Source organism: Janthinobacterium sp. J1-1 (assembly GCF_030944405.1).
Lineage (GTDB): Bacteria > Pseudomonadota > Gammaproteobacteria > Burkholderiales > Burkholderiaceae_D > Janthinobacterium.
In genome coordinates, this window is the sequence record NZ_CP132339.1 from 3,979,521 (window position 1) to 4,003,760 (window position 24,240).

The window sequence follows — 24,240 nt, forward strand, 5'->3', positions numbered from 1 at the left end:
GGTGCTTACGCTTCGATGCCGGCCTGCGACTGGCCCCAGCGCAGGTTGGCGTTGACGCCCATCGCCAGGAACGGCTGCGGCGGATTGAGGGCCGGTTTCGGCGAGGCCAGCAGGAACTCGGTCAGCGGATGGCGCTTGCCGGCCAGCAGGTCCGCCAGCAGGGTGCCGGTGGCCGTGCCGCGCACGGTGCCCAGGCCATTGCAGCCCAGCGCGCCATACACATTCGGCCGCAGTTCGCCAAAGAAGCCGGCGCCGTTGCGGGTCATGCCCAGGCCGCCGCCCCAGGTATAGTCGAACTCGACCTGTTTCAGGGTCGGGAAGCGGCGCTCGAACGAGGTGCGGTGGCTGGCCGCAAACCGTTTGGTAAAGCCGTCCTTGAAACGGCCGTCGGCGTTATAGCTGAAGCTGTTGCGCACCAGGATGCGGTTGTCGTGTGTGCGGCGCAAGGTGGTGCCGAACGGGTCGGCCGGGATCACGCCCCAGTAATCCTTGCCGCCGATGCTGTCCTGTTCCGCCTTTGTCAAAGGCCGGGTCAGGCTGCCGTAGGTAAAGATCGGCAGGATGCGGTCTTCCAGGAAGCCGAAGTGGGTGCCGAAATGGTTGTTCGCCAGGATCAGCTTGTCGGCCACGATGCGGCCGGTGGCGTGCTGCAGCACGACTTTGCTGCCGTAGTCGACCGCCGTGATGACCGTGTTTTCATACAGCGTGACATTGGCCGGCAGGCTGTCGGCCAGGCCCTTGACCAGTGCCGATGGCTGCACCAGCATGGTGCCCGGCGTGTACAGCGCCTTGCGGTAGAACGAGGTGCCCAGGTGGTCGGGAATATCCTTGCCTTCGATGATTTCGCAGGGCTGGCCCAGCTTTTTCAGGCCGCCATGGTAGGCCTCGAGCACCGCGATGCCCTTGTCCTCGACGGCCGCCTGGTATTTGCCCGAGTGGCGCAGCTGGGCATCGGCCAGCTGGAATTCTTCCACCAGGTCGCGCAGGCGGAACTGGCCGTAGCGGTTCAGGTCGAGGATCTGTTTGGCGATAGTCTGGTCGCCGATATAGTCGGGTGCGCCGATATCGTGCGGCACATCGATCAGGAAGCCCGCGTTGCGGCCCGAGGTGCCGAAGCCGACCTGCTGTCCTTCCACCAGGATCACCTGGTCGTTCGGGAAATTCAGGGCCAACTGGCGCGCGGCCGCCAGGCCCGTAAAGCCGCCGCCGATCACCACCCAGGGCGCCTTGGCGTCGCCGATCAGCGGCTGCTTCGGTTCGCGCTGGCGGCTGGTGTGGAACCAGCCCGGCGTCGGATCGTCGGCCGGCAGCGCATCGACGCGGTGCAGGGTGGACGGATCGCCCGGCAGGCTGTCGTGCAGCAGCGTCGCGCCCGCACCCATGGCCACCACGCCAACGCCGGCGCCCGCTCCCAGGATTGCATTTCTTCTCGAAATTGCCATTGAACTTCTACTCCAATCAATATTGTCTACACTATGTATACAGAAAGTATATTGATTATAGTCAAAGTTTTGACAAGCTTCAACCGGGAGCAAGGCTAGTTTCTTTCAGGCAATAAAAAAGCCGGCACAAGGCCGGCTTCAACGCGGTCATCGAATAGACTAGCGGATCGTGTCGTGCTCCATCGGCAGCACCATGCCGGCTGGCACCACGTACTCCGTCATGCGCAGGCGCGACAGTTCCCAGTGCGCGCGCACCAGTTCGCCCGCCGCCTGGGCATCGCGGCGTTCGATCGCGGCGATGATCTGTTCATGCTGCAGCATGGCCGTGTCGAGGTTGGCCTGCATGTCGGGCGTGGTCGGCTGGCGGTAGAAGATCCGGCCCATGCGCGCATGGTCGATCAGCAGCCGGCGCAGGCTGGGCATCAGGTAGTCGTTATGCGCCATCTTGCCGATGGCCAAGTGGAACTGGTCGTTGCAATGGACGCGGGCGGCGAGGTCGTTTTGTTCGATGGCGGCGCGGAACTGCGCCTGGATCTGTTTCAGTCCGGCGATCTCCTCCGGACTCGCATGCTGGGCGGCCAGTTGCGTGGTGGCCACATAGATCAGCGGCGCGGCCAAAAAGAAACTGCGCATGGACTGGTAGCCCATCGCCGCCACGCGGGCCGGCCGGTTCGGCTCCAGCTCGATATAGCCTTCCGCCGCCAGCTGCCGCATCAGCTCGCGCACGGGCGGGCGCGACAGGCCGAACTCCTCGGCCAGCGTGACCTCGTCGATCACGGCGCCCGGCGCCAGCTCCATGCCGGTAATACGGCGCCGCAAGGTGTCGTTGAGCACGGCCTTGCGGTCGACCGCCACCTCCGCCGGCGCGGAATCGCTTGCTGCTGCTGCCTTCATGGGGGCTTTCATTCTGGGGTTGGAGGGACAGGGCAAACTCTATAGTGGCGTGTGCTGGGCGTCAACCTGATACCGTATGGCATTTTTTTTCCGCGCTAGCTGCATGTGTTTGTTGTAGTGTGTCCACTGACGCCGTCAAATATCCGGAAAGTGAGATTTGGTGATTAATTGCTTGTTTCTAATATGTTAATGTCTATCCATGAATGTTTCTATGGCAAAAATGTTTGCATAATAGCTACACAGTTCATTGAGTAAATCAACGGGGAAGTGTGTGGAACAAGCAGAAGACCTGGCGGCACATCCCGCCAAAGCAAAACCTGAATATGCGATTCGTATTTCAAATGCCAGCAAGCTGAATTTGGCGGATTTCCAGAACTCCGTGCCGCTGTTGCGCGAGTTGGGTATCGTGAACGAGAGCGAGCATGAGCTCACCGACTTGAAGCTGCGTCTGGAATCATTTCCGCCGTTCCTGAAACCGAAGACGTGGACCATCGATGCCTGCCAGGCAAGCTCTGTTTACGGCATCAGGGAATGCGATGTGCAGCTCGATGGCACTTTGTTCGGTAAATTGACCGAAGCTGTCACGTCGACCATCATATTGACGCTGGTCGGCAAGGCAGGGTCAGGCGAAGAGCGTATGCTGGCGAGCGATGAGCGTCAGGTCGAGCTCTTGCCACGCAATCAGTGGGGCGGTTTGTCGCATCTTCCCGATCTGGTAGCGGCATTCGTGCAACCGAATGAGCCAGCCATCGACCGCCTGCTCAAGCAATCGGCCGAAGTCTTGCGCCAGGCCGGCAAAAATGCCGCGCTGGACGGCTATCAGGGTGGTGCGAAGCGAGCATGGGAGCTTGCCTCGGCGCTATGGACAGCTGTGGCGGGGCTGGGTCTCGATTATGCCCTGCCACCGGCCAGTTTCGAACACCGTGGCCAGAAGGTGCGCAGTGCGGCGCAGGTGATGGACTCCCGTATTGCCACTTGCCTCGATCTGACTTTGCTGTTTTGTTCGGCGCTGGAGCAAATGGGCTTGAACTCCATCGTGGTGTTTACCAGGGGCCATGCGTTCGCTGGCGTCTGGTTACGCCAGCAAGAATTTTCCACGGTGGTGGTTGATGACGTGACGGCTATCCGCAAGCGCGTCCGGTTGAAAGAGATGGTCCTTTTCGAAACCACCTTGATTACCGCTCGGCCGGCGCCATCGTTTACGTATGCGATGGAGTATGCGGCCAAGCAGATCGCCGAGAACGTGGAGGAGCAATTCGAGCTGGTAGTCGATATCCGGCGTGCCCGCATGCAGCGCATCAAGCCGCTTGCCAGTGGAGAAAATCAGAACCTCGCCCCCGCTGATGATAGCCCATTGAAAGCCACCGCTGCGACTTTCGACGACGAGGCTCCTGAGTTGCCCGACGATGCCAATCTCGCGGTCGAGGATACGATACTCGACCCCAGAGACAGGCTGGCGCGTTGGCAACGCAAGCTGCTGGATCTGTCTCTGCGTAACAATCTGCTTAATTTCAAAAGCGGCAAGAAGGCCATGCGTCTTGACGCGCCGGAACCCGGTGCGCTGGAAGACTTGCTATCGGACGGTGCGCCAATACGTTTGCTGCCAAGGCCGGACCTCATGGACGGACGCGACCCTCGCAATCAGGCTATCCATGAACAACGCTCGCGCGAGGACGTGCGGCGCGAACATGCGATCGATGCATTGAAGCGGCGCGAGGTATTTGTCAGCGTGGACGGGCAGGAGCTTGAGGCCAGACTGGTCGATCTTTACCGCAGCGCCCGCACCGTATTGCAGGAAGGCGGTGCCAACACGCTGTTTCTGGCGCTGGGTTTCCTGAACTGGACACGCGACGACAAGGAAGGGCAGAAATACAAGGCGCCGCTAATCCTGATTCCGGTATCGTTGCAGCGCAAGAGCGCGCGCTCGGGCTTTACCTTGTGCCTGCACGAGGATGAACCTCGGCTCAACCCCACCCTTATCGAGATGCTGCGGCAGGATTTTCACCTCAATCTGGGCGTGCTTGATGGCCAGCTGCCGCAGGATTCCGCCGGGCTCGACGTCGCGTTGATCTGGCGCACCGTGTCCCATGCCATCCGCGACATCAAGGGATGGGAGGTATCGGATGAAGTCATGCTGGCCTCGTTCTCGTTCGCGAAATACCTGATGTGGGTGGATCTCGTGCAACGCACAGAGCAGTTGCGCCAGAGTCCGGTAGTGCGACATTTGATTGACAGTCCGCGCGAACCCTATCCCTCCACGTCCGCGTTTCCACTGGCGAGACAACTCGATGCGCAATTTGCGCCCGAAAAAACCTTTTGCCCGCTGCCTGTCGATTCGTCACAACTATCGGCCGTGATGGCCGGCGCGCAGGGCAAGGACTTCGTCCTGATCGGCCCACCGGGTACGGGCAAGAGCCAGACCATTGCCAACCTGATTGCCCAGTGCCTGGCCGAGGGCAAGCGTGTCTTGTTCGTGTCGGAAAAAATCGCCGCACTGGAGGTGGTTTACCGACGCTTGCGCGAAGTTGGATTGGGAGAATTCTGCCTGGAACTTCACTCCAGCAAGGCGCGCAAGCTCGATGTGATCACGCAGTTGCAAAGGGCGTGGGATGCGCAGGGCGACGTCGATCCTGCCGAATGGCGCGCGCAGGCGACGAAGTTGAAGCAGTTGCGCGATGAACTGAACCGATATGTCGAGCGACTGCATCACCGGCACCGCAATGGCCTGACGATCTACAAGGCGATCGGCATCGTGGTCGACGGCGAAGATGTGCCGAAGTTGGCGCTGTCGTGGCCCTTCGCTGATGTACACGACCAGGCCGATATCGAGCAGTTGCGGGACGTGACGGCGCGGCTCGAAGTCAACGCCACGGCCGTCGGCATCCAGGAATTGCTCGCGGGGCCGCTAGGGTCTGTCTGACTGATTTCAGAGGAGCCATAGGATCATTGTTGCGATAGTCACACCTGCCAAATAGTTGTGTCCGCGTTTGTCGTAGCGAGTTGCGACGGCGCGGAAATCTTTCAAACGGTTGATTGCGCGCTCAACGACATTGCGGCCTTTGTAAGCTTGTGCGTCAAAGCGCGGCGGTGCGCCACCTCGACGTCCCTTGCGTAAGCGGTTCTGTCGCGCATCTTGACGTTCAGGGCAAATGCATCGAATGCCTCTGGCCTGGATCTGTTGCCGATAATGTCGAGCACCATAAGCGCGGTCGACGCGCACGCTCGATGGTCTTTTTCGGGGGCGACCACGGCCCGGACGAGGCACATTAATCGCATCGAGTACCTGGCCGACGTGGGCGGCATCGCTACACTGGCCGGCAGTGACAAGAACGGATAGCGGCAAACCGTGTCCATCGACGCATAAATGGATTTTGCTGGTGATGCCCCCGCGTGAACGCCCCAGCCACTCGTCAGTTACGGCCCCCTTTTTTCGGCTGCTGGCAGCGTCTTTCGTGCCCCGACAGCACTGCGCTGGGCCTTGATGTATGTGGCGTCGAGCGCAGCGCCATCCCAGTCCACCAGGCCGGCCTCGTCGGCTGCAGCCTGCATGACCCGGAGAAGTCGCTGCCAAGTACCGCTCCTCGACCAACGAACAAATCGGTCATAACAGGTCTGCCAAGGACCGTAGCGCGGCGGAATGTCGCGCCAAGGAGCGCCTGTTCGCAAGCGCCATAGGATGCCATTGATCACGTGCCGATGCTCGACATACACGTGACCGTGATGGGGGTTGGAGGGCAGATGGGGCTCAAGTTTGCACCACTGCTTTTCGGTAAGGTCAGTTCGGCTCATCGCTCTATGACCATCCAACCTCAATTAAGTTCAGTCAGACAGACCCTAATGGCGGTCGGACAGGCTGACTGGACGCCGTCCTGGCAGCAGACGTTCATCAGCGCTGCCAGTGCCGTGTTGCCCTGTGCCGAAGAGCTGCAGCGGGCCATTGCCAGCTTCGAAGATGCGACCAATCTCGTGGGCCTGCCGACCGGACGGCGTGCACGCCTGGCGTTAGCCGATCTGGCGCGGGTGCTGCCGGATGCGTTTGGCCAGCAATGGGGCTTTGTGTTCCGTGCCGACGTACGCGAATTGCTGAGTTCTCTGCGCGATGGCGTGCAGTTCGTGGCCCTGCATCGTGAGCTGAGCGCGCAGATTCGCTCCGCCTGGCCGGAGTCCGTCGTGGCGCGCTGCAAAAAGGCGCTGGCGCTGCTGGCCGAGCGTGAACGCGTGGCGTCGCTGTTGGGCAGGCCGTGGCCGGAAGACGCTGTCATTGAACTGGAAAACGGTTTGCGCCTGCTCGACGATCTGGCAGCCGGCGAAAGTGGCTTGTCGGTACGCTATGGCGAGCAGCTTGAACGGCTCAATGTGCATCAGCTGCAAAAGGCCTGGGTGGAAGCGGAACGCAGCGCCTGGCCCCTGTCGTGGATACGCAAGCGCAAGCTGGAGAGGGTGGTGACGGACTGTGTGACGGGTGAAGGCGAAGCCGACATCGCGCGCGACTTGCCTTTGCTTGTGCGTATCCGTGATCTCAGAGCGGCAATCGGCAAGGTGGAAATGGGGCCGGTGACCGAGGGTATCTGGGCAGGCTTGAAGACGCGGCCCGACTTCGTTCGCACTGCGCTGCGGTTCCAGCAAGTGCTGGGGCAGGCGCGCCGGCAAGAGACGTGGGAGGATCAGGCATTCGAGGCAATCGAGAATGGACGTTGTGGCGCTTTGCTCGCGGCAGAGTTGCTTCGCTTGCGCGAACTGCGCGCGCTCGATGCCGACATCGCGGATATGCAGCCGCTGGCTGCGGAAACGGGAGGGCTGTGGGATGGCCAGGCGACACGTTCTCAATTGCTGGCGGCGGCCATGCGGTTTGCGACTGCCTTGCGCGCCGTGCAGCAGTCCGGCGTGCTGCAGGGTGAGCATGATGAAGTCGCGGCGTCTGACTGTGGCCCGGCATTGGCGGCGGACTATCGGCGCTTGCGCCAGCGCGACAGCGTCGAAGAGCAATTGCGTGCCTTCGATTACCTGCGTGCGTCAACCGGCGGCGTCTGGGGCGGGCTGCAAACCCGCGCAGATGATATCGAACGCGTGAAGGCCTTTCAGCTAGTGGTCTCTGCGGCGATTGCCAATCTGGCCGAGTCGGCGGAGGACGCAGGCGTGCTGCGGCAGGCGTTTGAACAGTTGGTGGTCGAAGGCAATGCCTTGCTGGATACCTCTGGCGTGGTGGCCAGTGCGGGCCGGCGGTATCAGGCCGCCCACAGCGCTCTGCAGCCGGTGCTTGCCAACCTCGGTACAGCCGGCATGTTCAGCGATGATGCCGCCATGCAGTTCAACGAGCTCTCTTTGACGGACCTGGTCGCCTGCTGCCGGCAGATCGTGGCTGCCGAGCCGCGGCTCAAGGCCTGGTGTGCGTGGCGCAAGGTGCGCACGCAAGCGCAGTCCCTGTCGTTGGCGCCGCTCGTCGATGCAATGGAGAGCGGGGCTGTCCGGCCGACGGACGCCTTGCGCGTATTTGAAGCCAACTACAGCCGGTGGTGGCTCAACCGTGCTGTCGACAACGAACCTGTCATCCGTAACTTCGTGTCGGTAGAGCATGACAAGCGGATCGGCGATTTCCGCGCCCTCGATCGCCAGTTCACCGACCTGACGCGCGCATGGGTGCGTGCCTCGCTGTGTGGCGGCATGCCGAACGCCGACGAAGTGACGCGTAACTCGGAGTGGGGTGACCTGCGGCACGAGATCAACAAGAAGAAGCAGCACAAGCCGCTGCGCGAACTGATGCAGAAGATACCGACAGTGCTGGGCAAGCTGGCTCCATGTCTGTTGATGAGCCCCTTGTCGATTGCGCAGTATCTGTCTGCCGACGCCGGCGCCTTCGACCTGGTGGTATTCGACGAGGCTTCGCAGATTCCCGTATGGGATGCGATCGGTGCCATGGCGCGCGGCAAACAAGTGGTGATGGTGGGCGACCCCAAACAGTTGCCGCCCACCGCATTCTTTGACCGCGCCGAATCGTCGCCGGACGACGAGGACGTCGAAGGCGATCTGGAAAGCATCCTCGACGAATGCATGGGTGCGAATCTGCCGACCATGCATCTGTCCTGGCACTATCGCAGCCGTCATGAATCCCTGATCGCGTTTTCCAATCACCACTATTATGGTGGTGGCCTGGTCACGTTCCCGTCGCCGGTGGCGCAAGACCGTGCTGTAAGCTTCCATCATGTGGACGGCGTCTACGAAAAGGGTGGGGCGCGCATCAACAAGCGCGAAGCGAAAGCGTTGGTGGCCGATATCGTCGCCAAGCTGCGCGCGCCGGACTTCCGGGACTCGAAGCTGACCATCGGCGTGGTCACTTTCAATACCGAGCAGATGAATCTGATCGAAGATCTGCTCGATGAGGAGCGCCGCAAGGATCCGGCGCTGGAACCGTATTTCGCCGAGACGGAACTGGAGCCGCTGTTCATCAAGAATCTGGAATCGGTACAGGGCGATGAGCGCGATATTATTTATTTCTCGATTACCTACGGCCCGGACCTGGGCGGCGCGGTGTCGATGAACTTCGGTCCGATGAACAGAGATGGCGGCGAGCGCCGACTGAATGTGGCAATCACGCGGGCACGGCAGGAATTGCGCGTGTTTTCGAGCCTGAAACCTGACCAGTTCGATCTGTCGCGTACGCAATCTGCAGGCGTGCGCGACCTCAAACACTTCCTGGAGTTTGCCGAACGTGGCCCGCATGCGCTGGCCGAAGCCACCAAGGGTAGCTTGGGCGGATTTGAAAGCCCGTTTGAAGAAGCGGTGGCCGCTGCGCTGGCGTCGCGCGGCTGGCAGGTGCATACGCAGATCGGCGCATCGTCGTTCCGGGTTGACCTGGGTGTGGTGCATCCCGATGCGCCAGGCATTTATCTGTGCGGCGTCGAATGCGACGGCGCAACCTATCACCGCTCGGCGACGGCGCGCGACCGCGACATGCTGCGGGAACAGGTATTGCGCGGCCTTGGCTGGGAAATCGTGCGCATCTGGTCGACCGACTGGTGGGTGGATCGGGCGGGCACCTTGGCCAAAGTGCACGCGGCGCTGGAGCGCCTGCTTGAAATCAGCAGGACAGAGCGCAGCAAGGTGGCTGCGCGCGAAGCCGTCGAAGCCGAAGCGCGCGCGGCGATCGACAGGGCAAGGGCTGAACGCGAAACGGTAGCGGTTGTCGAATCGGCCATCGAGCCGGTGGAGTCCGTGGATGCAATTCCGGAGCGCCAGTATGCCAGGCGTGCTGGCTCTGCTGAGCTGGAGGTCGATCCGGAGGCGCCGACAGCTTCAGACACGGCCGATGCCGGCGCCTTCTTCGATGCTTCTTACGATGGGCAACTACGACAGATGGTGGAACAGATTGTCGCACTCGATGGGCCGGTGCGCGATACGGTGCTGGCGCGACGGATCGCGCGGGCACATGGCTGGCAGAGAACGGGGGCGCGCATCCAGGAGCGCGTGTCATCGCTTGCGCTGTCGTTCCTGTCGGCTACGGAAGAGGATGTGGGGGTATTCTTCTGGGCGGCCGATCGCGGCCCCGACCTGCCTGTCGTGTTTAGTGGCGAAGGCGATACCAGCCGCAGCGTTGAAGAAATCTGCATTGCTGAACTGCGATCGCTGGCGAAAATGGTTGTCGCTGACGGGTTGGCAGGCGACGGTGCCGTGGCGGCGATGGCCAGGAGGCTGGGCATGCGCCATGTGAGAACGGCCAGCCGGAAGCGGCTGGAACAGGCGCTCGCGAATACGTAACAGCCCAGTTTTAACAGTGGTCGCGGGCGTGTCTGAACGTTGTGGACAAGCTGCTTATCTCGCTGCGCTTGGGCAAAGGGCCGTTGTCGCACACTGTGTTAAAAGGCTGCCTGGAAAACAGTAACTACAACGCCAATAGTGCAATCTCGAAAGGCATCAGCGCTGCCGTTAGGCCTGCCACGCGGGCGCGTCGGGAAACGCCGTGCCGGCGGGCCAAGTAGAGCAGGCGCCAGCAGTACACGCCGAGGCCACAGCCAATAATGAGGGCGGCGCAGGCGATCAGGACAGTATTGGAAAAACTGTCGAAGTCTGCCTGCATCAGCGACATGAAGACCAAACCCAGACCCAGCGCGGTCACTGCCATGCAAGCTATGGCATACACCGTTATTTTCTTGCTCAAGCTGGCTGAATTCATGTCTGTTTTTTTCTTTGTTTTGTGGTGCCGGCCCCGATTCCGTTCCCGGTGTTCGAGCATGTAGTCGGTACAGCATAATAATTGCATATCCCTGCGCATGGGCCAAGTGTGAAGCGCGTACGACGGCCAGAGTACCCGGCGCCATGCGGCCAGGCACGTTTGCGCCTGCGCAGGCGCAAACCTCCATGCAATCAAATTGTTAAACGGACGTCAAATCCAGCTGCGCCGACGCCAGCCCGTCCGCCGTGGCGGTGACGGTGATCTTTCCTGGTGTTTTCCCGGGCCGCACATACGCCATCGCCTTGCCCTGGTAGCTATGGCGGCGGCCGCGCCGGAAGCTGTCGGCGTTGTGCGGGTTGCCGCTGCCGACGGCCGCCAGGTCGCCGCCCGTGACGGCAAAGCGGATGCGCACCACGGCGTCGGGCACCAGCCGGCCCTGGCGGTCGACCACCTTCGCCAGCACATGGGCGAGGGCGTCGCGGCTGGCCGCCAGGCTGGTCTTGTCGGCCGTCAGCAGCAACGCCGCCGGCGCGCCCGCCGTGACCAGTTCCTTGCGGCCGATTTCGGCGCCGTTGCGGTAGGCCACGGCGCGCAGGGTACCCGCCTGATAAGCGACCCAGAACGAGGCGATGCGCTTGTTCGCGGCCGTGAGCGGCTGCGTGGCCAGCAGCGCATCGTTCAGGTACAGCTCGACCTTGTCGGCGCCAGTGTAGACATGCACGCGTAGCTGGGTAGCGGCGGCCACGTCCCAGCTCCAGCTTTCCAGTTCGTCGAACCAGCCGAAGGCGAACGCCTGCTGCTGGCGGTTGCCGGACACGGGGCGGGCCACGGCCATCTCGATCGGGCTGATGTCCCACACCGCGCGCCGGTACAGATGCTGCGGCGCGACCTGGCCGATCAGGTCGAAGTCGCCGCAGCCGGCGGCAAACCAGGGGTAGGGGCCCCACAGGCCGCTGGCCTGCTTGCCCAAGTCGCGCGACTGGCCCTGGAACGAGGTATCGGTATCGCTGTCTTTGGCGATCAGCTGCGGCACGTTCATGCCCGTCTCGCCCATGTAGTCCCAGGCCGACCAGACGAAGTCGCCGATCACGAAGGGGTTGTCGGTGACCAGTTTCCAGTGGTCGTAGGCCGAGCTGGCAAAGCTCTCCGACTGCATCCAGGCCTTGCCGGGCATGGCCTGGCGCGCGGCCGCAAACGACAGCTGGTAGTGGATGTCGCCCAGGTCGGTATAGGCGGCCGTGGTGGGCGCGTTGAAGGCGCCGAAGATGCCCTGCGCCGCGCCCTGCATGATGGGCCGGCTGGCGTCGATGGCGCGGGCCCGGGCGAACAGCTCCTTGCCGCGCGGCTCGGCGGCTTTTGAATCGAAGATCTCGTTGGCGATCGACCAGATGCAGACGGCGGGGCTGTTACGCGACGACAGCATCCAGCTTTCCAGGTCGCGCTGCCACCACTGCGCGAAATACAGATGATAGTCGTCCGGCGTCTTGGCCACATCCCACATGTCGACGAATTCGTTGATCAGGATGAGCCCCAGGCGGTCGGCCGCCTGCAGGAACTCCTGGCTGGGCGGATTGTGGGCGATACGGATCGCGTTGTAGCCGCCCTGCTTCAGGATCGCCAGGCGCCAGTATTCCTGGTCGTACAGGCTGATGGCGCCCAACGGGCCGTGATCGTGATGGACATTCCCGCCACGCAGTTTCAACGGCGCGCCGTTGAGCAGGAAGCCCTGGCCGCCGTCGACCGACACGGTGCGGATGCCGAAGGTCTCGATCACCTGGTCGGCCACGGCGCCATTGACGATCACCTGTACCACCGCCTGGTACAGCTGCGGCGTGTCCGGCGTCCAGGCCTGCGGGCTGGCCACCTTCAAGGTCAGCATGGCGTCCTTTCGCTCACCGTCGGCCATGCCGTGCGCATCGATATCGGTCGCCGCGACCTGCTTGCCCTGTGCGTCGAACAGCATCACCCGCAATGCCGGCGAGGCCAGGCCCCCGGAGGCATTGTGCACGGTGACCTGCGCCACGATGCTCGCCTCCGATGTGCTCAACTCGCGCGTGGTCAAGCCCACGCCGAAGCGCGGGATGCGCACGCCGCCGGTGACGGTCAGGTGGGTGTGGCGGTAGATGCCGGAGCCGGAATACCAGCGGCTGTTGTCGCCCAGATTGCGCACGCGCACGGCGACGATATTCTCGCCGGCCACCAGGTGCGGCGTCAGGTCATGGCCGAAGGCGGTGTAGCCATATGGATGAAAGCCCAGGTGCCGGCCATTGATCCAGACATCGGCGTTCTGGTAGACGCCGTCGAAGGCCAGTTCCACGCGCTGGCCGGGGTTGGCCGCCACGGTGAAATGCTTGCGGTACCAGCCTTCGCCGCCGACGAAACGGCCGGTCGCGCGGCCGCCGCCACTGAGTTGGCTGTCGAAGGGGCCGATGCGCGGCGGCGCGCGCTCGGCCAGCGCGGGGTCTTCAAAGTAGAACAGGTGCGAGGGCTGGGCCGTGGCGGCGCCGTCGTCGCTGCCACCTAGCAGGTCCTCGATGCTCCAGTCGTGCGGCAGGTCGAGCGCGCGCCAGCCCTGGTCCGCAAAGCCGGGCAGGGCGGCGGCGTCGCCGGTTTGCGCGCCGGCGGCAAACAGCCAGCCTTCGTCGAAGGAGCGCGTGCGCTGCCCCGAAAACTGCTGCGCCTCGCCCAGCGACGGCGCCGCAAAGCCGTCATCGCCGCTGCCGCAGGCGGTCAGCAAAGGCACGGCCGCCGCCGCGGCGGCCATTTGCAGGATGCGCCGCCGGTGTGGCGAGGGCAAGGGTGTGGCTGGTGGTTTTTGCATGGTCTTGTCTCCGTTTTTTATGGGTCGCAGCAGCTGGCCTGCGCCGTGTTGGGGAAAAAATCATAGCAGCGGCCACGCCCTGCCGATTGGCCGATGGTCGCGCCGCTTTGCCCTGTGGCGCGTCCTGGAAATTGTTTTTGCGGCAAGCGAAATCGTTTGACTGCGCGCGATGGGCGGCGCTATCGTGTGAGACGATATCAACGCCTGCATAACCATAAAAGAGACGACATGGCTGATAAAACGGTGTCCGCCGAGCTGGTGCGGCGTGGCATGGCGTTGGCGCTGCGCGCCGGCATCGGCGCTGAACAATTCCAGCACCTGACGGGCATCGCGCAGCACAGCGTGGTACAAACGGATGGCCGTATCGCGGGCAGCCGGTACACGGCGATGCTCAATCTGCTCGACCGCCTGCCCGAACCGGGCGACCTGGTGGTGCCCGAGGGCGATATCTGCTGGAGCGAGCCGTTCGTGACGAAAATCGCCATCGTCTCGAATGCGCCCGATCTGCTGGCGGCGTTCGAGCACTGCATCGCCTACCGGCCGCTGATCGGCGAGGTCGACGCCATGTCGTTCAAGCGGGCCGGCGACGACTTCGAGTTTGCATTCCATCTCGATGGCGAGGCGCGCACCGCGCTGATGGCCTTGAACAGCCTGAAAGGCATCGTCCAGCTGGCGCAGGTGTATAGTGGCGCCGGCCTGGCCCATCCATCGATCGAGCTGACGGGCGCCGAGCCGCCGGCCTGGCGCCGGCTGCTGCGCGGCGTGCCGTGCCCGGTGCGCTTCGGCCAGGCCCGCAACCGCCTGCGTTTCAGCGCGCCGCGCGCACAGCAACCCTTCGAGCAGCACAACCCCATGCTGTACCGGCTGTTTCGCGACAAGGCGGATGCGGACATGCGCGCGCTGCGCCGGCGCGATTCGTTTTGCGCCAGGGTCGAGGATTTCCTCGGCCAGCTGCTGCTGCGCGAGCAGCAGGGCGTCGACGCCAGCCCATGGGCGGCCCCAAGCCAGGTGTTGCTGGCAACCTGTGACCAGTTCGGCCTGTCGCGCTCGGCCCTGCACCGGCGCCTGCAGAAGGAGGGCAGCCATTTCCAGGCCATTTACACCCGCGTGCGGCTGGCCGAGGCAAAGCGGCTGCTGATGCTCGATCAGGCCTGCCTGTTTGAAATCAGCGACATGCTGGGATTTTCATCGGCCTCGGTACTGACGCGCTTCTTTTCGCAGCAGACCGGCATGACGCCCTCGCATTTCAAGGCGCGGCACTGCCCGTTTTGATGCTGGCGACCGGCGCCAGTGTGGCGATTTGGCCATTGGGTAATTTTGCTCTCCTGTTATATGTCTTATATAAGACTGGTTGAGATATAATAGTGGTCGAGACCGGCGGCCAGGCGGCCGTCCCTGCAATCAACCTTGATCGAGAGTATTTCATGCTAGCTGCTTATCGCAATCACGTCGCCGAACGCGCCGCCCTTGGTATTCCTCCACTGCCGCTGTCGGCAGCCCAGACCACGGACCTGATCGAACTGCTGTTGAACCCGCCTGCCGGGGAAGAGCAGTTCCTGGTCGACCTGATCACCCACCGCGTGCCGGCCGGCGTCGATGATGCGGCCAAGGTCAAATGCGCTTTCCTGGCCAGCGTTGCCAAGGGCACGGAAACGTCGCCGCTGGTGTCGCGCGAACTGGCGACCCAGCTGCTGGGCACCATGCTGGGCGGCTTCAATATCAAGCCGATGATCGACCTGCTGGACGACCCGGTGGTGGGCGCGGTGGCGGCCGAAGGCCTGAAGAAAACCCTGCTGATGTTCGACTACTTCCATGACGTCAAGGAACTGGCCGACAAGGGCAGCGCGCGCGCCGCCGAAGTGGTGCAGTCGTGGGCCGACGCCGAGTGGTTCACCTCGCGTCCGGAAGTGCCGCAAAGCCTGACCATCACCGTGTTCAAGGTCACCGGCGAAACCAATACCGACGACCTGTCGCCGGCGCCCGACGCCACCACGCGCCCGGACATTCCGCTGCACGCGCTGGCCATGCTGAAAAACCCGCGTCCCGGCATCAATCCGGAAGAGCCGGGCAAGATCGGCCCCCTGAAGCAGCTCGAAGCCTTGAAAGCCAAGGGCCACCTGGTCGCCTACGTGGGCGACGTGGTCGGCACCGGTTCCTCGCGCAAATCGGCCACCAACTCCGTGTTGTGGTTCACCGGCGAAGACATTCCCTTCATTCCGAACAAGCGCTTCGGCGGCGTGTGCCTGGGCACCAAGATCGCCCCGATCTTCTACAACACCATGGAAGACGCCGGCGCACTGCCGATCGAACTCGATGTCACGCAAATGGAAATGGGCGACGTGGTCGAACTGCGTCCCTACGACGGCAAGGCCCTGAAAAACGGTGAGGTCATCGCCGAATTCACGGTCAAGTCCGACGTGCTGTTCGACGAGGTGCGAGCCGGTGGCCGCATTCCGCTGATCATCGGCCGCGGCCTGACCGCCAAGGCGCGCGAATCGCTGGGCCTGGGCACATCGACGCTGTTCCGCCTGCCGCAAAACCCGGCCGACAGCGGCCGTGGCTACTCGCTGGCGCAAAAAATGGTCGGCCGCGCCTGCGGCCTGCCGGAAGGCACCGGCATCCGTCCGGGCACCTACTGCGAACCGAAGATGACCACCGTCGGCTCGCAGGACACGACCGGCCCGATGACCCGCGACGAGCTGAAAGACCTGGCCTGCCTGGGCTTCTCGGCCGACCTGGTGATGCAGTCGTTCTGCCACACCGCCGCCTACCCGAAAGTGGTGGACGTCAAGATGCACCGCGAACTGCCGACCTTTATCGAAAACCGTGGCGGCGTGGCCCTGCGTCCGGGCGACGGCGTGATCCACTCGTGGCTGAACCGCCTGCTGATGCCGGACACCGTCGGCACCGGTGGCGATTCGCACACCCGTTTCCCGATCGGTATCTCGTTCCCGGCCGGTTCCGGCCTGGTGGCGTTTGCCGCCGCCACCGGCGTGATGCCGCTCGATATGCCTGAATCGGTGCTGGTGCGCTTCAAGGGCACCATGCAGCCTGGCGTGACCCTGCGCGACCTGGTCAACGCGATTCCGCTGTACGCGATCCGCCAGGGCATGCTGACGGTCGATAAAAAGGGCAAGAAGAACATCTTCTCCGGCCGCATCCTGGAAATCGAAGGCCTGCCCGACCTGAAGGTCGAACAGGCGTTCGAACTGTCCGACGCCTCGGCGGAACGCTCGGCCGCCGGCTGCACCGTGCACCTGGACAAAGCGCCGATCATTGAGTACATGACCTCGAACATCACCCTGATGAAGTGGATGATCGCCAACGGCTACCTGGACCAGCGCACGCTGGAGCGCCGCATCAAGGCGATGGAAGCCTGGCTGGCCAACCCGGAACTGCTGGCGCCGGACGCTGATGCGGAATACGCCGCCGTGATCGAGATCGACCTGGCCGACATCCATGAGCCTATCGTGGCCTGCCCGAACGACCCGGACGACGTGAAAACCCTGGCCGAAGTGGCCGGTGCCAAGATCGACGACGTGTTTGTCGGCTCGTGCATGACCAATATCGGTCACTTCCGCGCCGCTTCCAAGGTCCTTGAAAACAAGACCGACATTCCGGTACGCCTGTGGATCGCGCCACCGACCAAGATGGACCAGCAGGTGCTGACCTCCGAAGGCCACTACGGCAGCCTGGGCCGCACCGGTGCGCGCATGGAAATGCCGGGCTGCTCGCTGTGCATGGGTAACCAGGCGCAGATCCGCAAGGGCGCCACGGTGATGTCGACCTCGACGCGCAACTTCCCGAACCGCCTCGGCATCGAGACCAATGTCTACCTCGGCTCGGCCGAACTGGCCGCCGTGTGTTCCCTGCTGGGCCGCATCCCGACCCGCGCGGAATACATGTCGCATATCGGCGTGATTGCCGAGAATGCCGACGAGATCTACCGCTATATGAACTTCGACAAGATCGAAGAATTCCGCTCGGTGGCGGACAAGGTGCAAGTCCCGGCGTAAGGCTGAGTGATTGAAGCGACCCCGGCAAGCTGGCAACGGCTTGCCGGGGTTTTTTTTGGGCAAACTATTCTGCGAGCAGGGCGGCGTTTTTTGGGTACCATATAAAGACTGAAAAAAAAGAAAGGATGACGCATGACTGTTTCTATTTCCGGCAGGCTGATTGAGCGCGCGGCCCAGCTGTCCGATCGCGCAAGAATGGTGCTGGGCCTGATCGATGGCGGCCAGCCATGGTTGGCCTGGGCCTGCACCAGTCCGATGGCTCACTATCATTTTGTCGATGAACTCACGCTGCTGGCCGAGGTGCAGAAGGGCTTGCACTCCGCGAGCCTGGTATTTTTGCCGCGCGCGGGTTTGTCGATCAGTCCGCTCAAACTGATGAGCCTGGAAACAGACACGCTGCGCCTCCTGGCGCGCGGGGAATCGGGCGATACCATCGAACGGCATGCAGCAGAGCTGGGTCATGCGCTGCAAACGGATCAGCTGCTGACCAACGATCAGCTGGCCAGCACCAATGGCTTCCTTGAATCGCTGGGCGTCGGGCAGGCTACGCTGTTCAAGCTGCAGGACCTGAATGACCGCCTTGCCTTGTTCACCTTGATGTCATCCCGCAGCGATGCCGTGGCCGGGCCGGCATTGCAAGCCGAGGCTGCCGCTTTTGCCGTGCAACAGGCCCGGACCGTGGCGCAGTTTTGCGACTATTATCAGTTTTTCCTGCTGACTGCGGGAACCAGCGATGTGCCGCATGCCGATCCGGCGGTGCGTGCGCAAATGGCCGAGGCGGCGCTGTATCGCTTGCTGCCCCTGATTTTTGGCCGACTTGATGGCCTGCAGCTGTCCGCGTCGCCGTTGCAGGACCGGGAGCTGATGTCCGCCATCCGGCAATGGCAGGCGGGCGGCCGATCGGTCGGTTTTCCCAATGTGTCGCAAGCGGCCTTGCAGATGGTGGCGCATGGCGGCTATCGTGGCGAGGAAAGTCCCGCCGCGATTGTTCGCCTGGTGGACGCTTATCTGGGGCAGGCCAATGCCTTGTTGGTAAGAGGGAGCATTACCGCGCAGAGCGTGGGACAGGATGGCGCGAGCCTGCGTTATACCGTTGAAGACGCGACACATCAGGCGCAGCTTGAAGTCAGCCCCGAGCGCATGGTGTACCTGCGCAGTTTTGCGCCTCTTCCGCCGGCAGCAGTGCCGCCGGCGGACTAAGAAAACTGGCCAGGCCTGGCGTCAGGCGGCCTGCTGCTCGCTGGCCAGCCGCTGCGCCATCGGCGCCGACAGCGTTACCGCAAACGGCATGCGCCGCAAAATATCGCGTTCGATCATGATGCCCTCGGGCGCGTCGACCAGCTGCAGGCCGTCCGGCATGAGCCGGAACACGGCGCGCTCGGTCACATACAGCACGGTCTGCCCGTCGGCGCGCGCGCGCCGGCCGCTGAAGGTGATGTGGCGCACCTGTGCTACCAGTTTCGGTATCGCGCCCGGCGTGACGATGCTGACCTTGCCGTCGTGCTGCGCCACCTGCAGTCCCTTTGCCTCGAAGGCGCCGCAGAACACCACTTTTTTTGCCCCTTGCGTGATGTCGACAAAGCCGCCCGGGCCGACGATGTCGGCGCCCAGCCACGAGGCGTTGACATTGCCCTGCGCGTCCATCTCTCCCATGCCCAGAAAGGCGATATCGATGCCGCCGCCGCTGAAAAAGTCGAACTGGTCGGTCGACTTGACGATGGCGCTGGCATGGCGGGTGGCGCCGAACAGATGGCCGGGCAGCAGCTCGCCGTTGTGTGGTCCCTGCTCGATGACGGTCCAGGCGATATCCGTGCCTTGCGCGGCGGCGATGGCGGGAATGCCGTCCGGGATGCCGAAGCCGAAATTGACGCAGGCGCCGGCCGTCAGTTCCTCGCTGGCGCGCCGCGCGATCAGGTAGCGCAGGCCGTCGGGTAGCGTTTGCGCGGCGCGCACGGCGGGCGCCTGCAACTGGCCGCTGATGGCCGGATCGTAGGGCGAGCCGGTGGTCTGGCACTGCTGCGGGTTGACGCAGATGCGGTCGACCAGGATGCCGGGAATGGCGACGTCGCGCGCCGGCGAGATCGGTGCGTCGAGCGCGTCGCGCACCTGCGCAAACACGCGCCCGCCGCTGTTGTGGGCGGCCATGGCGGCGGCAAACGCCTCCATGTCGGACGGTTCTTCGCGCTGGGTCAGGTTGCCCTGCGGGTCGGCGGCCGTGCCGCGTATCACGGCGAAATCGACCTTGAACGGTTTGTACCACAGCAGTTCCTTGCCGCCCAGGGTCACCACCTCCACGATGTCGTCGACGGCGCGGCTGTTGCACTTGCCGCCGCCATGGCGCGGATCGGCAAAGGTGTCGAGGCCGATATGCGTCACCAGGCCATGGCGGCCGGCGCCGATCTCGCGCAGCAAAGTCTGGATCACGCCGGCCGGCAGGGTGTAGGCGGCGATCGCATTGTCGTGCGCCAGTTGCTGCATGCGCTTGGACCAGGTCCAGTGGCCGCCGATCACGCGCCTGACCATGCCCTCGTGGGCGAAGCGGTTGATGCCGGACGCGACGCCGTCGCCGATGCCCAGCGCGTGCACCAGGGTCAGGTCGCGCGGATGGCCGGTGTCCAGGAAGCGCCGTTCGATCGCCGCGCAGATCATGTCCGCCTCGACCAAGCCGCCGCCCGAACCGCTCAATACCACCAGGGCGCCATCGAAAATGGCGTCGGCCATCGCCGCCGCCTCGCACCATGCTGCTGTCTTCATCTTGTCTGTCTCCTTGAATTAAACGTGTCGAGATCGCTTGCCAAATCCCGCAACTTGAAGAATAATGATATAACTAGTTAGTTATTTACGCAAGCAGCCAGAAACTCTGGCGAGTACAACAACAGGAGACCCAGCATGAATTTGTCCACCGAACACCAGCAAGTGGCTGACATGACGCGCCGCTTTGCCAATGAAGTGATACGCTCGCAGGCCGAACGGCTCGATCACGAAGAAGCGTTTGCCGGCGAAATCTACCGCGAAATGGGCGAGATCGGCCTGTTCGGCATCGCCGTGCCCGAGCAGTATGGCGGCGCCGGCCTCGACTGCCTGGCCTACAGCCTGGTGATGGAGGAACTGAGTCGCGGCTACGCCTCGGTGGCCGACCAGTGCGGCCTGGTCGAACTGCTGACCACCTTGCTCACGCAGCACGGCACGGAAGACCAGAAGCAGCGCTGGATCGTGCCGCTGGTGCGCGCGCAACAGCGCGGCGCCTACTGCATCACGGAAGCGGGCGCCGGCTCCGATGTATCGGGCATCAAGACCACGGCCGTGCGCCACGGTGATGGCTGGCTGCTGAACGGCACCAAGCTGTGGATCCATAACGCGCCGGTGGCCGACGTGGCGCTGGTGCTGGCGCGCACCGACCCGGCTGCCGGCAAGCGCGGCATGAGCATCTTTATCGTCGACTGCCACAGCGCCGGCGTGGCGCGCGGGCCGAAGGAACACAAGCTGGGCCAGCGTTCGTCGCAGGTGGGCGAGCTGCACTTCAAGGATGTGGTGCTGCCGGCGGACGCGCTGCTGGGCACCGAGGGCCGGGGCTTTCACATGATGATGAGCGTGTTGGAAAAAGGCCGCATCGGCATCGCCGCGCTGGCCGTCGGCATCGTGCAGGCGGGCCTGGAAGCGTGCGTCGAACAGGTCAAGATACGCCAGCAGTTCGGCCAGGCCATCGCCGAATTCCAGGCCATCCAGTTCATGCTGGCCGACATGGCCAAGGACGCCGAAGCGGCGCGCCTGCTGGTGCGTTCGGCGGCGATGAAGATCGACGCCGGCCTGGACGCCACCGCCGCCTCGTCGATGGCCAAGTGCTACGCCAGCGACGCGGCCGTGGCGCAAAGCTCGAACGCGATCCAGATTTTTGGCGGCAGCGGCTATATCCGCGGCTATGAGGTGGAGCGCCTGTACCGCGATGCCAAGATCACGCAGATCTACGAGGGCACCAACCAGATCCAGCGCGTGATCATCGCGCGCAACTTGCTGAAGGCCTGACCATGACCAACAAGACCGCCATCGTCACCGGCGCCTCGCGCGGGATCGGTCGCGCCACGGCGCTGGGCCTGGCCGCCGACGGCTTCGATATCGCCGCCATCGCCTATAACGACGCCGAGGCGCTGGCAACGCTGCAGGCCGAGGTGGCGCAACTGGGCCGCCGCTGCCTGGTGTTCGACCACGATATCGCCGACCTGGCCGCGCTGCCGGCCGTGCTCGACGCCATCGAAGGGCAGCTGGGCGCCATCGACTGCCTGGTCAATAACGCGGGCGTGTCGGTGCTGCGGCGCGGCGACCTGCTGGACGTGGCCGAAGACAGCTACGACCGCTGCTTCGAGGTCAATACGCGCGCCACCTTCTTTCTGACGCAGGCGGTGGCAAAACGCATGCTTGCGTCCACCGCCCGCGAAGAGGTCCACCGCAGCATTGTCTTCGTTACCTCGTCGAATGCGCAGGCGGCCAGCGTCGAACGGGGCGAGTACTGCATGTCGAAGACGGCGCTGCACATGGCCGCGCGCCTGTTCGCCATCCGCCTGGCCGGCGAGGGCATCGGCGCCTACGAGGTGCAGCCGGGATTGATTTTGACCGAGATGACGGCGCCGTCGAAGGCCAAGTACGACGCCCTGATCGCGCAGGGCATGACGGTGGCGCCGCGCTGGGGCATGCCGGCCGATGTGGCGCGCGTGATACGCACCATGGCCGGCGGCCTCTTGCCGTACACGGTGGCGCAGGAAGTGCGCGTCGACGGCGGCCTGCTGCTGCAGCGCTTCTAAGGAGAAGCCATGTCGCCGCTGAATATCAAGGACTGCTGCATCAATACCGCCACCCTGGGCTTTCGCGAACCGCTGGCGGTCAGCGCGCGGCGCATCGCCGATGCCGGTTTCGGCCATGTCACGCCGTGGCGCCAGGAAGTCGACGAGCTTGACCCCGAGCGGGCCGCCGCCGCCATCCGCGCCGCCGGCCTGCAGGTGGGCGCCTATTGCCGCACCATGTATTTCACGGCGCCCGATGCGGCGGGCCGGCAGGCCGCCATCGATTCGAACGCGCGGGCGCTGCGCACGGCCGCCGTGCTGGGCGCGCCCTACCTGGTGGCGGTGGTGGGCGGGCTGGCGGCGGGCAGCCGCGATATCGAAGACGCCCGCCGGCAGATACGCGACGGCCTGGCCGCGCTGCTGCCCGTGATGCGCGAGACGGGCGTGCGCATCGCGCTCGAACCGCTGCACCCGGTGTACGCGGCCGACCGCAGCGTGCTCAATACCATCGACCAGGCCGTGGACTGGTGCGAGGCGCTCGACCCGCAAGGGGAGGGCTGGTTCGGCGTGGCGGTCGACGCCTACCATGTGTGGTGGGACCCGCAGCTGTACCCGGCGCTTGCGCGCGCCGGCAAGCGCATCATGGGGCTGCATGTGTGCGACTGGCGGCTCGACACGCGCGACCCCTTGCAGGACCGGGGCATGATGGGTGACGGCGTGATCGACCTGCGCGCCATGCGTGGCGCGGTGCGGCGCGCGGGCTATGCCGGCCCGGTGGAAGTGGAGATTTTTTCGCGGCTGGACTGGTGGCAGCGCCCACCGGGCGAGGTGCTGGCCGCCTGCCGCGAGCGGCTGGAAAGCGTGTGCTGAAGACGCTTGCCAAATTGGCGCACTGCTGTAGAATTCAAGTAACTAACTAGATCGTTATATGGCGTGAGCCTGAAAACGCAAACCAGACACTGGAGACATTGTGGCAGAAATTCTCTTACCCGGCCCGGATGGCCGCCTGCAGCCCCATACCTTGAGCGGCACGCCGTGGAGCGCGCCAGCCGCGCCCGCGCAACCGTTCAACCGCATCGTGCTGTCGGCCGCGCATATTGTCGCCGACCCGCTGGCCGACGGCGACGCCATCGACTGGGACGCCACGCTGGCCTACCGCCACTACCTGGCCGGCATGGGCCTGGGTATCGCCGAGGCGATGGACACGGCCCAGCGCGGCATGGGCCTGGACTGGACCACGGCGCTGGAACTGATACGCCGCACCCGCGCCAGCCTGGGCGACGACAGCGTACCGGTCTTTAACGGCTGCGGCACCGACCACCTGGACCCGGCCGCCACGCATGCGCTCGACGACGTCATCGGCGCCTATAAAGAGCAGATCGACGCCATCGAGCAGGCGGGCGGCCGCCTGATCCTGATGGCCAGCCGCGCGCTGGCGCGCGTGGCGAAAACCCCCGACGACTATCTGTACGTCTACCGCCAGGTGCTGGCGCATGCGGGCCAGCCGGTGGTGCTGCACTGGCTGGGCGACATGTTCGACCCGGAGCTGGCCGGCTACTGGGGCACGAGCGAGCTGACGGCGGCGCGCGATATCGCGCTGGAAGTCATCCGCGAGTCCGCCGCCAAGGTCGACGGCATCAAGATCTCGCTGCTGGACGCGCAGCGCGAGATCGACATGCGGCGCCTGCTGCCGGCCGGCGTGAAAATGTACACGGGCGACGACTTCAATTATCCCGAGCTGATCGCCGGCGACGAGCACGGCTACTCGCATGCGCTGCTCGGCATTTTCGACGCCATCGCGCCGGCGGCGGCCCATGCGCTGGCGGCGCTGGCCCAGGGGGATCGCGAACGCTTTCTCGCCATCCTGGCGCCCACCGTGCCGCTGTCGCGCCATATTTTCAAGGCGCCCACGCGCTACTACAAGACGGGCGTGGTGTTCCTGGCCTACCTGAACGGCCATCAGCAGCACATGAAGATGCTGGCCGGCCACCAGGCCATGCGCGCCTTGCCGTATTTCGCCGACACCTTCCGCCTGGCCGATGCGGCCGGCCTGCTGCGCGATCCGGACGACGCGGTGGCGCGCATGCGGCGCTTTATGTCCTATTACGGCGTGCAGGCCTGAGGC

At 64.0% G+C, this 24,240-nt stretch carries 15 protein-coding genes; 9 read left to right on the forward strand and 6 right to left on the reverse strand.

Going from position 1 to position 24,240, the window contains the following annotated elements:
• Nucleotides 1-5: 5 nt before the first annotated feature.
• Together Q8L25_RS18230 and Q8L25_RS18235 are read right to left on the reverse strand one after the other, a co-directional pair.
• The gene (locus Q8L25_RS18230; protein ID WP_308925751.1) at nt 6-1,328 is read right to left on the reverse strand and encodes an FAD-binding oxidoreductase; all 1,323 of its coding nucleotides are present in this window, start codon (nt 1,326-1,328) and stop codon (nt 6-8) included.
• Between the two features lie 273 nt (nt 1,329-1,601).
• Complete coding sequence (locus tag Q8L25_RS18235) at nt 1,602-2,336, reverse strand: GntR family transcriptional regulator (protein WP_308920713.1); 735 nt, start codon at nt 2,334-2,336, stop codon at nt 1,602-1,604.
• Nucleotides 2,337-2,607: 271 nt separating this feature from the next.
• Here Q8L25_RS18235 and Q8L25_RS18240 point away from each other — a divergent pair, with 271 nt between their 5' ends.
• A complete protein-coding gene (locus tag Q8L25_RS18240; RefSeq protein WP_308920714.1) occupies nt 2,608-5,256 on the forward strand; it encodes a DUF4011 domain-containing protein in 2,649 nt (882 codons plus the stop codon).
• A gap of 6 nt (nt 5,257-5,262) precedes the next feature.
• On the opposite strand, the gene Q8L25_RS18245 is transcribed toward Q8L25_RS18240, so the two are convergent.
• Nucleotides 5,263-6,125, reverse strand: a protein-coding gene (locus Q8L25_RS18245) for an IS5 family transposase (protein WP_308920715.1) whose coding sequence is annotated in 2 segments (ribosomal slippage) — nt 5,263-5,783 and nt 5,783-6,125 — 864 coding nt in all. Because the reading frame shifts where the segments join, the coding sequence is not laid out codon by codon here.
• A 6-nt stretch (nt 6,126-6,131) separates the two neighbouring features.
• Between Q8L25_RS18245 and Q8L25_RS18250 the strand changes: the two genes are divergently transcribed.
• On the forward strand, nt 6,132-10,088 hold the full coding sequence (locus tag Q8L25_RS18250; protein ID WP_308920716.1) for a DUF3320 domain-containing protein: 3,957 nt from the start codon (nt 6,132-6,134) through the stop codon (nt 10,086-10,088).
• A gap of 124 nt (nt 10,089-10,212) precedes the next feature.
• Here Q8L25_RS18250 and Q8L25_RS18255 read toward each other — a convergent pair whose 3' ends face one another.
• Both Q8L25_RS18255 and Q8L25_RS18260 read right to left on the reverse strand, forming a co-directional pair.
• A complete protein-coding gene (locus Q8L25_RS18255) occupies nt 10,213-10,503 on the reverse strand; it encodes a hypothetical protein (RefSeq protein WP_308920717.1) in 291 nt (96 codons plus the stop codon).
• A 199-nt stretch (nt 10,504-10,702) separates the two neighbouring features.
• A complete protein-coding gene (locus Q8L25_RS18260; protein ID WP_308920718.1) occupies nt 10,703-13,324 on the reverse strand; it encodes a sugar-binding domain-containing protein in 2,622 nt (873 codons plus the stop codon).
• Between the two features lie 228 nt (nt 13,325-13,552).
• On the opposite strand from Q8L25_RS18260, the gene Q8L25_RS18265 reads away from it, so the two are divergent.
• The 3 genes from Q8L25_RS18265 to Q8L25_RS18275 all read left to right on the forward strand — a co-directional run bounded on the left by Q8L25_RS18265 (nt 13,553) and on the right by Q8L25_RS18275 (nt 18,540).
• A complete protein-coding gene (locus Q8L25_RS18265) occupies nt 13,553-14,596 on the forward strand; it encodes a helix-turn-helix domain-containing protein (protein ID WP_308920719.1) in 1,044 nt (347 codons plus the stop codon).
• A gap of 152 nt (nt 14,597-14,748) precedes the next feature.
• Nucleotides 14,749-17,340, forward strand: coding sequence for a bifunctional aconitate hydratase 2/2-methylisocitrate dehydratase (locus tag Q8L25_RS18270; protein WP_308920720.1), 2,592 nt, complete (start codon nt 14,749-14,751; stop codon nt 17,338-17,340).
• Between the two features lie 132 nt (nt 17,341-17,472).
• Nucleotides 17,473-18,540 carry a hypothetical protein gene (locus tag Q8L25_RS18275; protein WP_308920721.1) on the forward strand — a complete coding sequence of 356 codons (1,068 nt, stop codon included), beginning with the start codon at nt 17,473-17,475 and terminating at the stop codon, nt 18,538-18,540.
• 21 nt (nt 18,541-18,561) lie between these two features.
• Here the strand turns inward: Q8L25_RS18275 and Q8L25_RS18280 are convergent, their stop codons facing one another.
• Nucleotides 18,562-20,094, reverse strand: coding sequence for a CoA-transferase (locus Q8L25_RS18280; protein ID WP_308920722.1), 1,533 nt, complete (start codon nt 20,092-20,094; stop codon nt 18,562-18,564).
• Nucleotides 20,095-20,229: 135 nt separating this feature from the next.
• Between Q8L25_RS18280 and Q8L25_RS18285 the strand changes: the two genes are divergently transcribed.
• The 4 genes from Q8L25_RS18285 to Q8L25_RS18300 all read left to right on the forward strand — a co-directional run bounded on the left by Q8L25_RS18285 (nt 20,230) and on the right by Q8L25_RS18300 (nt 24,237).
• The gene (locus tag Q8L25_RS18285; protein WP_308920723.1) at nt 20,230-21,363 is read left to right on the forward strand and encodes an acyl-CoA dehydrogenase family protein; all 1,134 of its coding nucleotides are present in this window, start codon (nt 20,230-20,232) and stop codon (nt 21,361-21,363) included.
• 2 nt (nt 21,364-21,365) lie between these two features.
• The gene (locus Q8L25_RS18290) at nt 21,366-22,136 is read left to right on the forward strand and encodes a 3-ketoacyl-ACP reductase (RefSeq protein ID WP_308920724.1); all 771 of its coding nucleotides are present in this window, start codon (nt 21,366-21,368) and stop codon (nt 22,134-22,136) included.
• Between the two features lie 9 nt (nt 22,137-22,145).
• Nucleotides 22,146-22,985, forward strand: a complete 840-nt coding sequence (locus tag Q8L25_RS18295) for a sugar phosphate isomerase/epimerase family protein (protein ID WP_308920725.1) — start codon at nt 22,146-22,148, stop codon at nt 22,983-22,985.
• A gap of 97 nt (nt 22,986-23,082) precedes the next feature.
• Entirely contained in the window at nt 23,083-24,237 is a 1,155-nt protein-coding gene (locus tag Q8L25_RS18300) for a dihydrodipicolinate synthase family protein (RefSeq protein ID WP_374694313.1), read from the forward strand.
• The last annotated feature ends 3 nt before the right edge of the window (nt 24,238-24,240 follow it).

Excerpts from the sequence above, each read along its gene's own strand:
- Q8L25_RS18255 (WP_308920717.1), bottom strand. The coding sequence starts at position 10,503 with ATGAATTCAGCCAGCTTGAGCAAGAAAATAACGGTGTATGCCATAGCT.
- Q8L25_RS18250 (WP_308920716.1), top strand. The coding sequence starts at position 6,132 with ATGACCATCCAACCTCAATTAAGTTCAGTCAGACAGACCCTAATGGCG.
- Q8L25_RS18235 (WP_308920713.1), bottom strand. The coding sequence starts at position 2,336 with ATGAAGGCAGCAGCAGCAAGCGATTCCGCGCCGGCGGAGGTGGCGGTC.
- Q8L25_RS18265 (WP_308920719.1), top strand. The coding sequence starts at position 13,553 with ATGGCTGATAAAACGGTGTCCGCCGAGCTGGTGCGGCGTGGCATGGCG.
- Q8L25_RS18280 (WP_308920722.1), bottom strand. The coding sequence starts at position 20,094 with ATGAAGACAGCAGCATGGTGCGAGGCGGCGGCGATGGCCGACGCCATT.
- Q8L25_RS18275 (WP_308920721.1), top strand. The coding sequence starts at position 17,473 with ATGACTGTTTCTATTTCCGGCAGGCTGATTGAGCGCGCGGCCCAGCTG.
- Q8L25_RS18285 (WP_308920723.1), top strand. The coding sequence starts at position 20,230 with ATGAATTTGTCCACCGAACACCAGCAAGTGGCTGACATGACGCGCCGC.
- Q8L25_RS18260 (WP_308920718.1), bottom strand. The coding sequence starts at position 13,324 with ATGCAAAAACCACCAGCCACACCCTTGCCCTCGCCACACCGGCGGCGC.
- Q8L25_RS18295 (WP_308920725.1), top strand. The coding sequence starts at position 22,146 with ATGTCGCCGCTGAATATCAAGGACTGCTGCATCAATACCGCCACCCTG.
- Q8L25_RS18270 (WP_308920720.1), top strand. The coding sequence starts at position 14,749 with ATGCTAGCTGCTTATCGCAATCACGTCGCCGAACGCGCCGCCCTTGGT.
- Q8L25_RS18290 (WP_308920724.1), top strand. The coding sequence starts at position 21,366 with ATGACCAACAAGACCGCCATCGTCACCGGCGCCTCGCGCGGGATCGGT.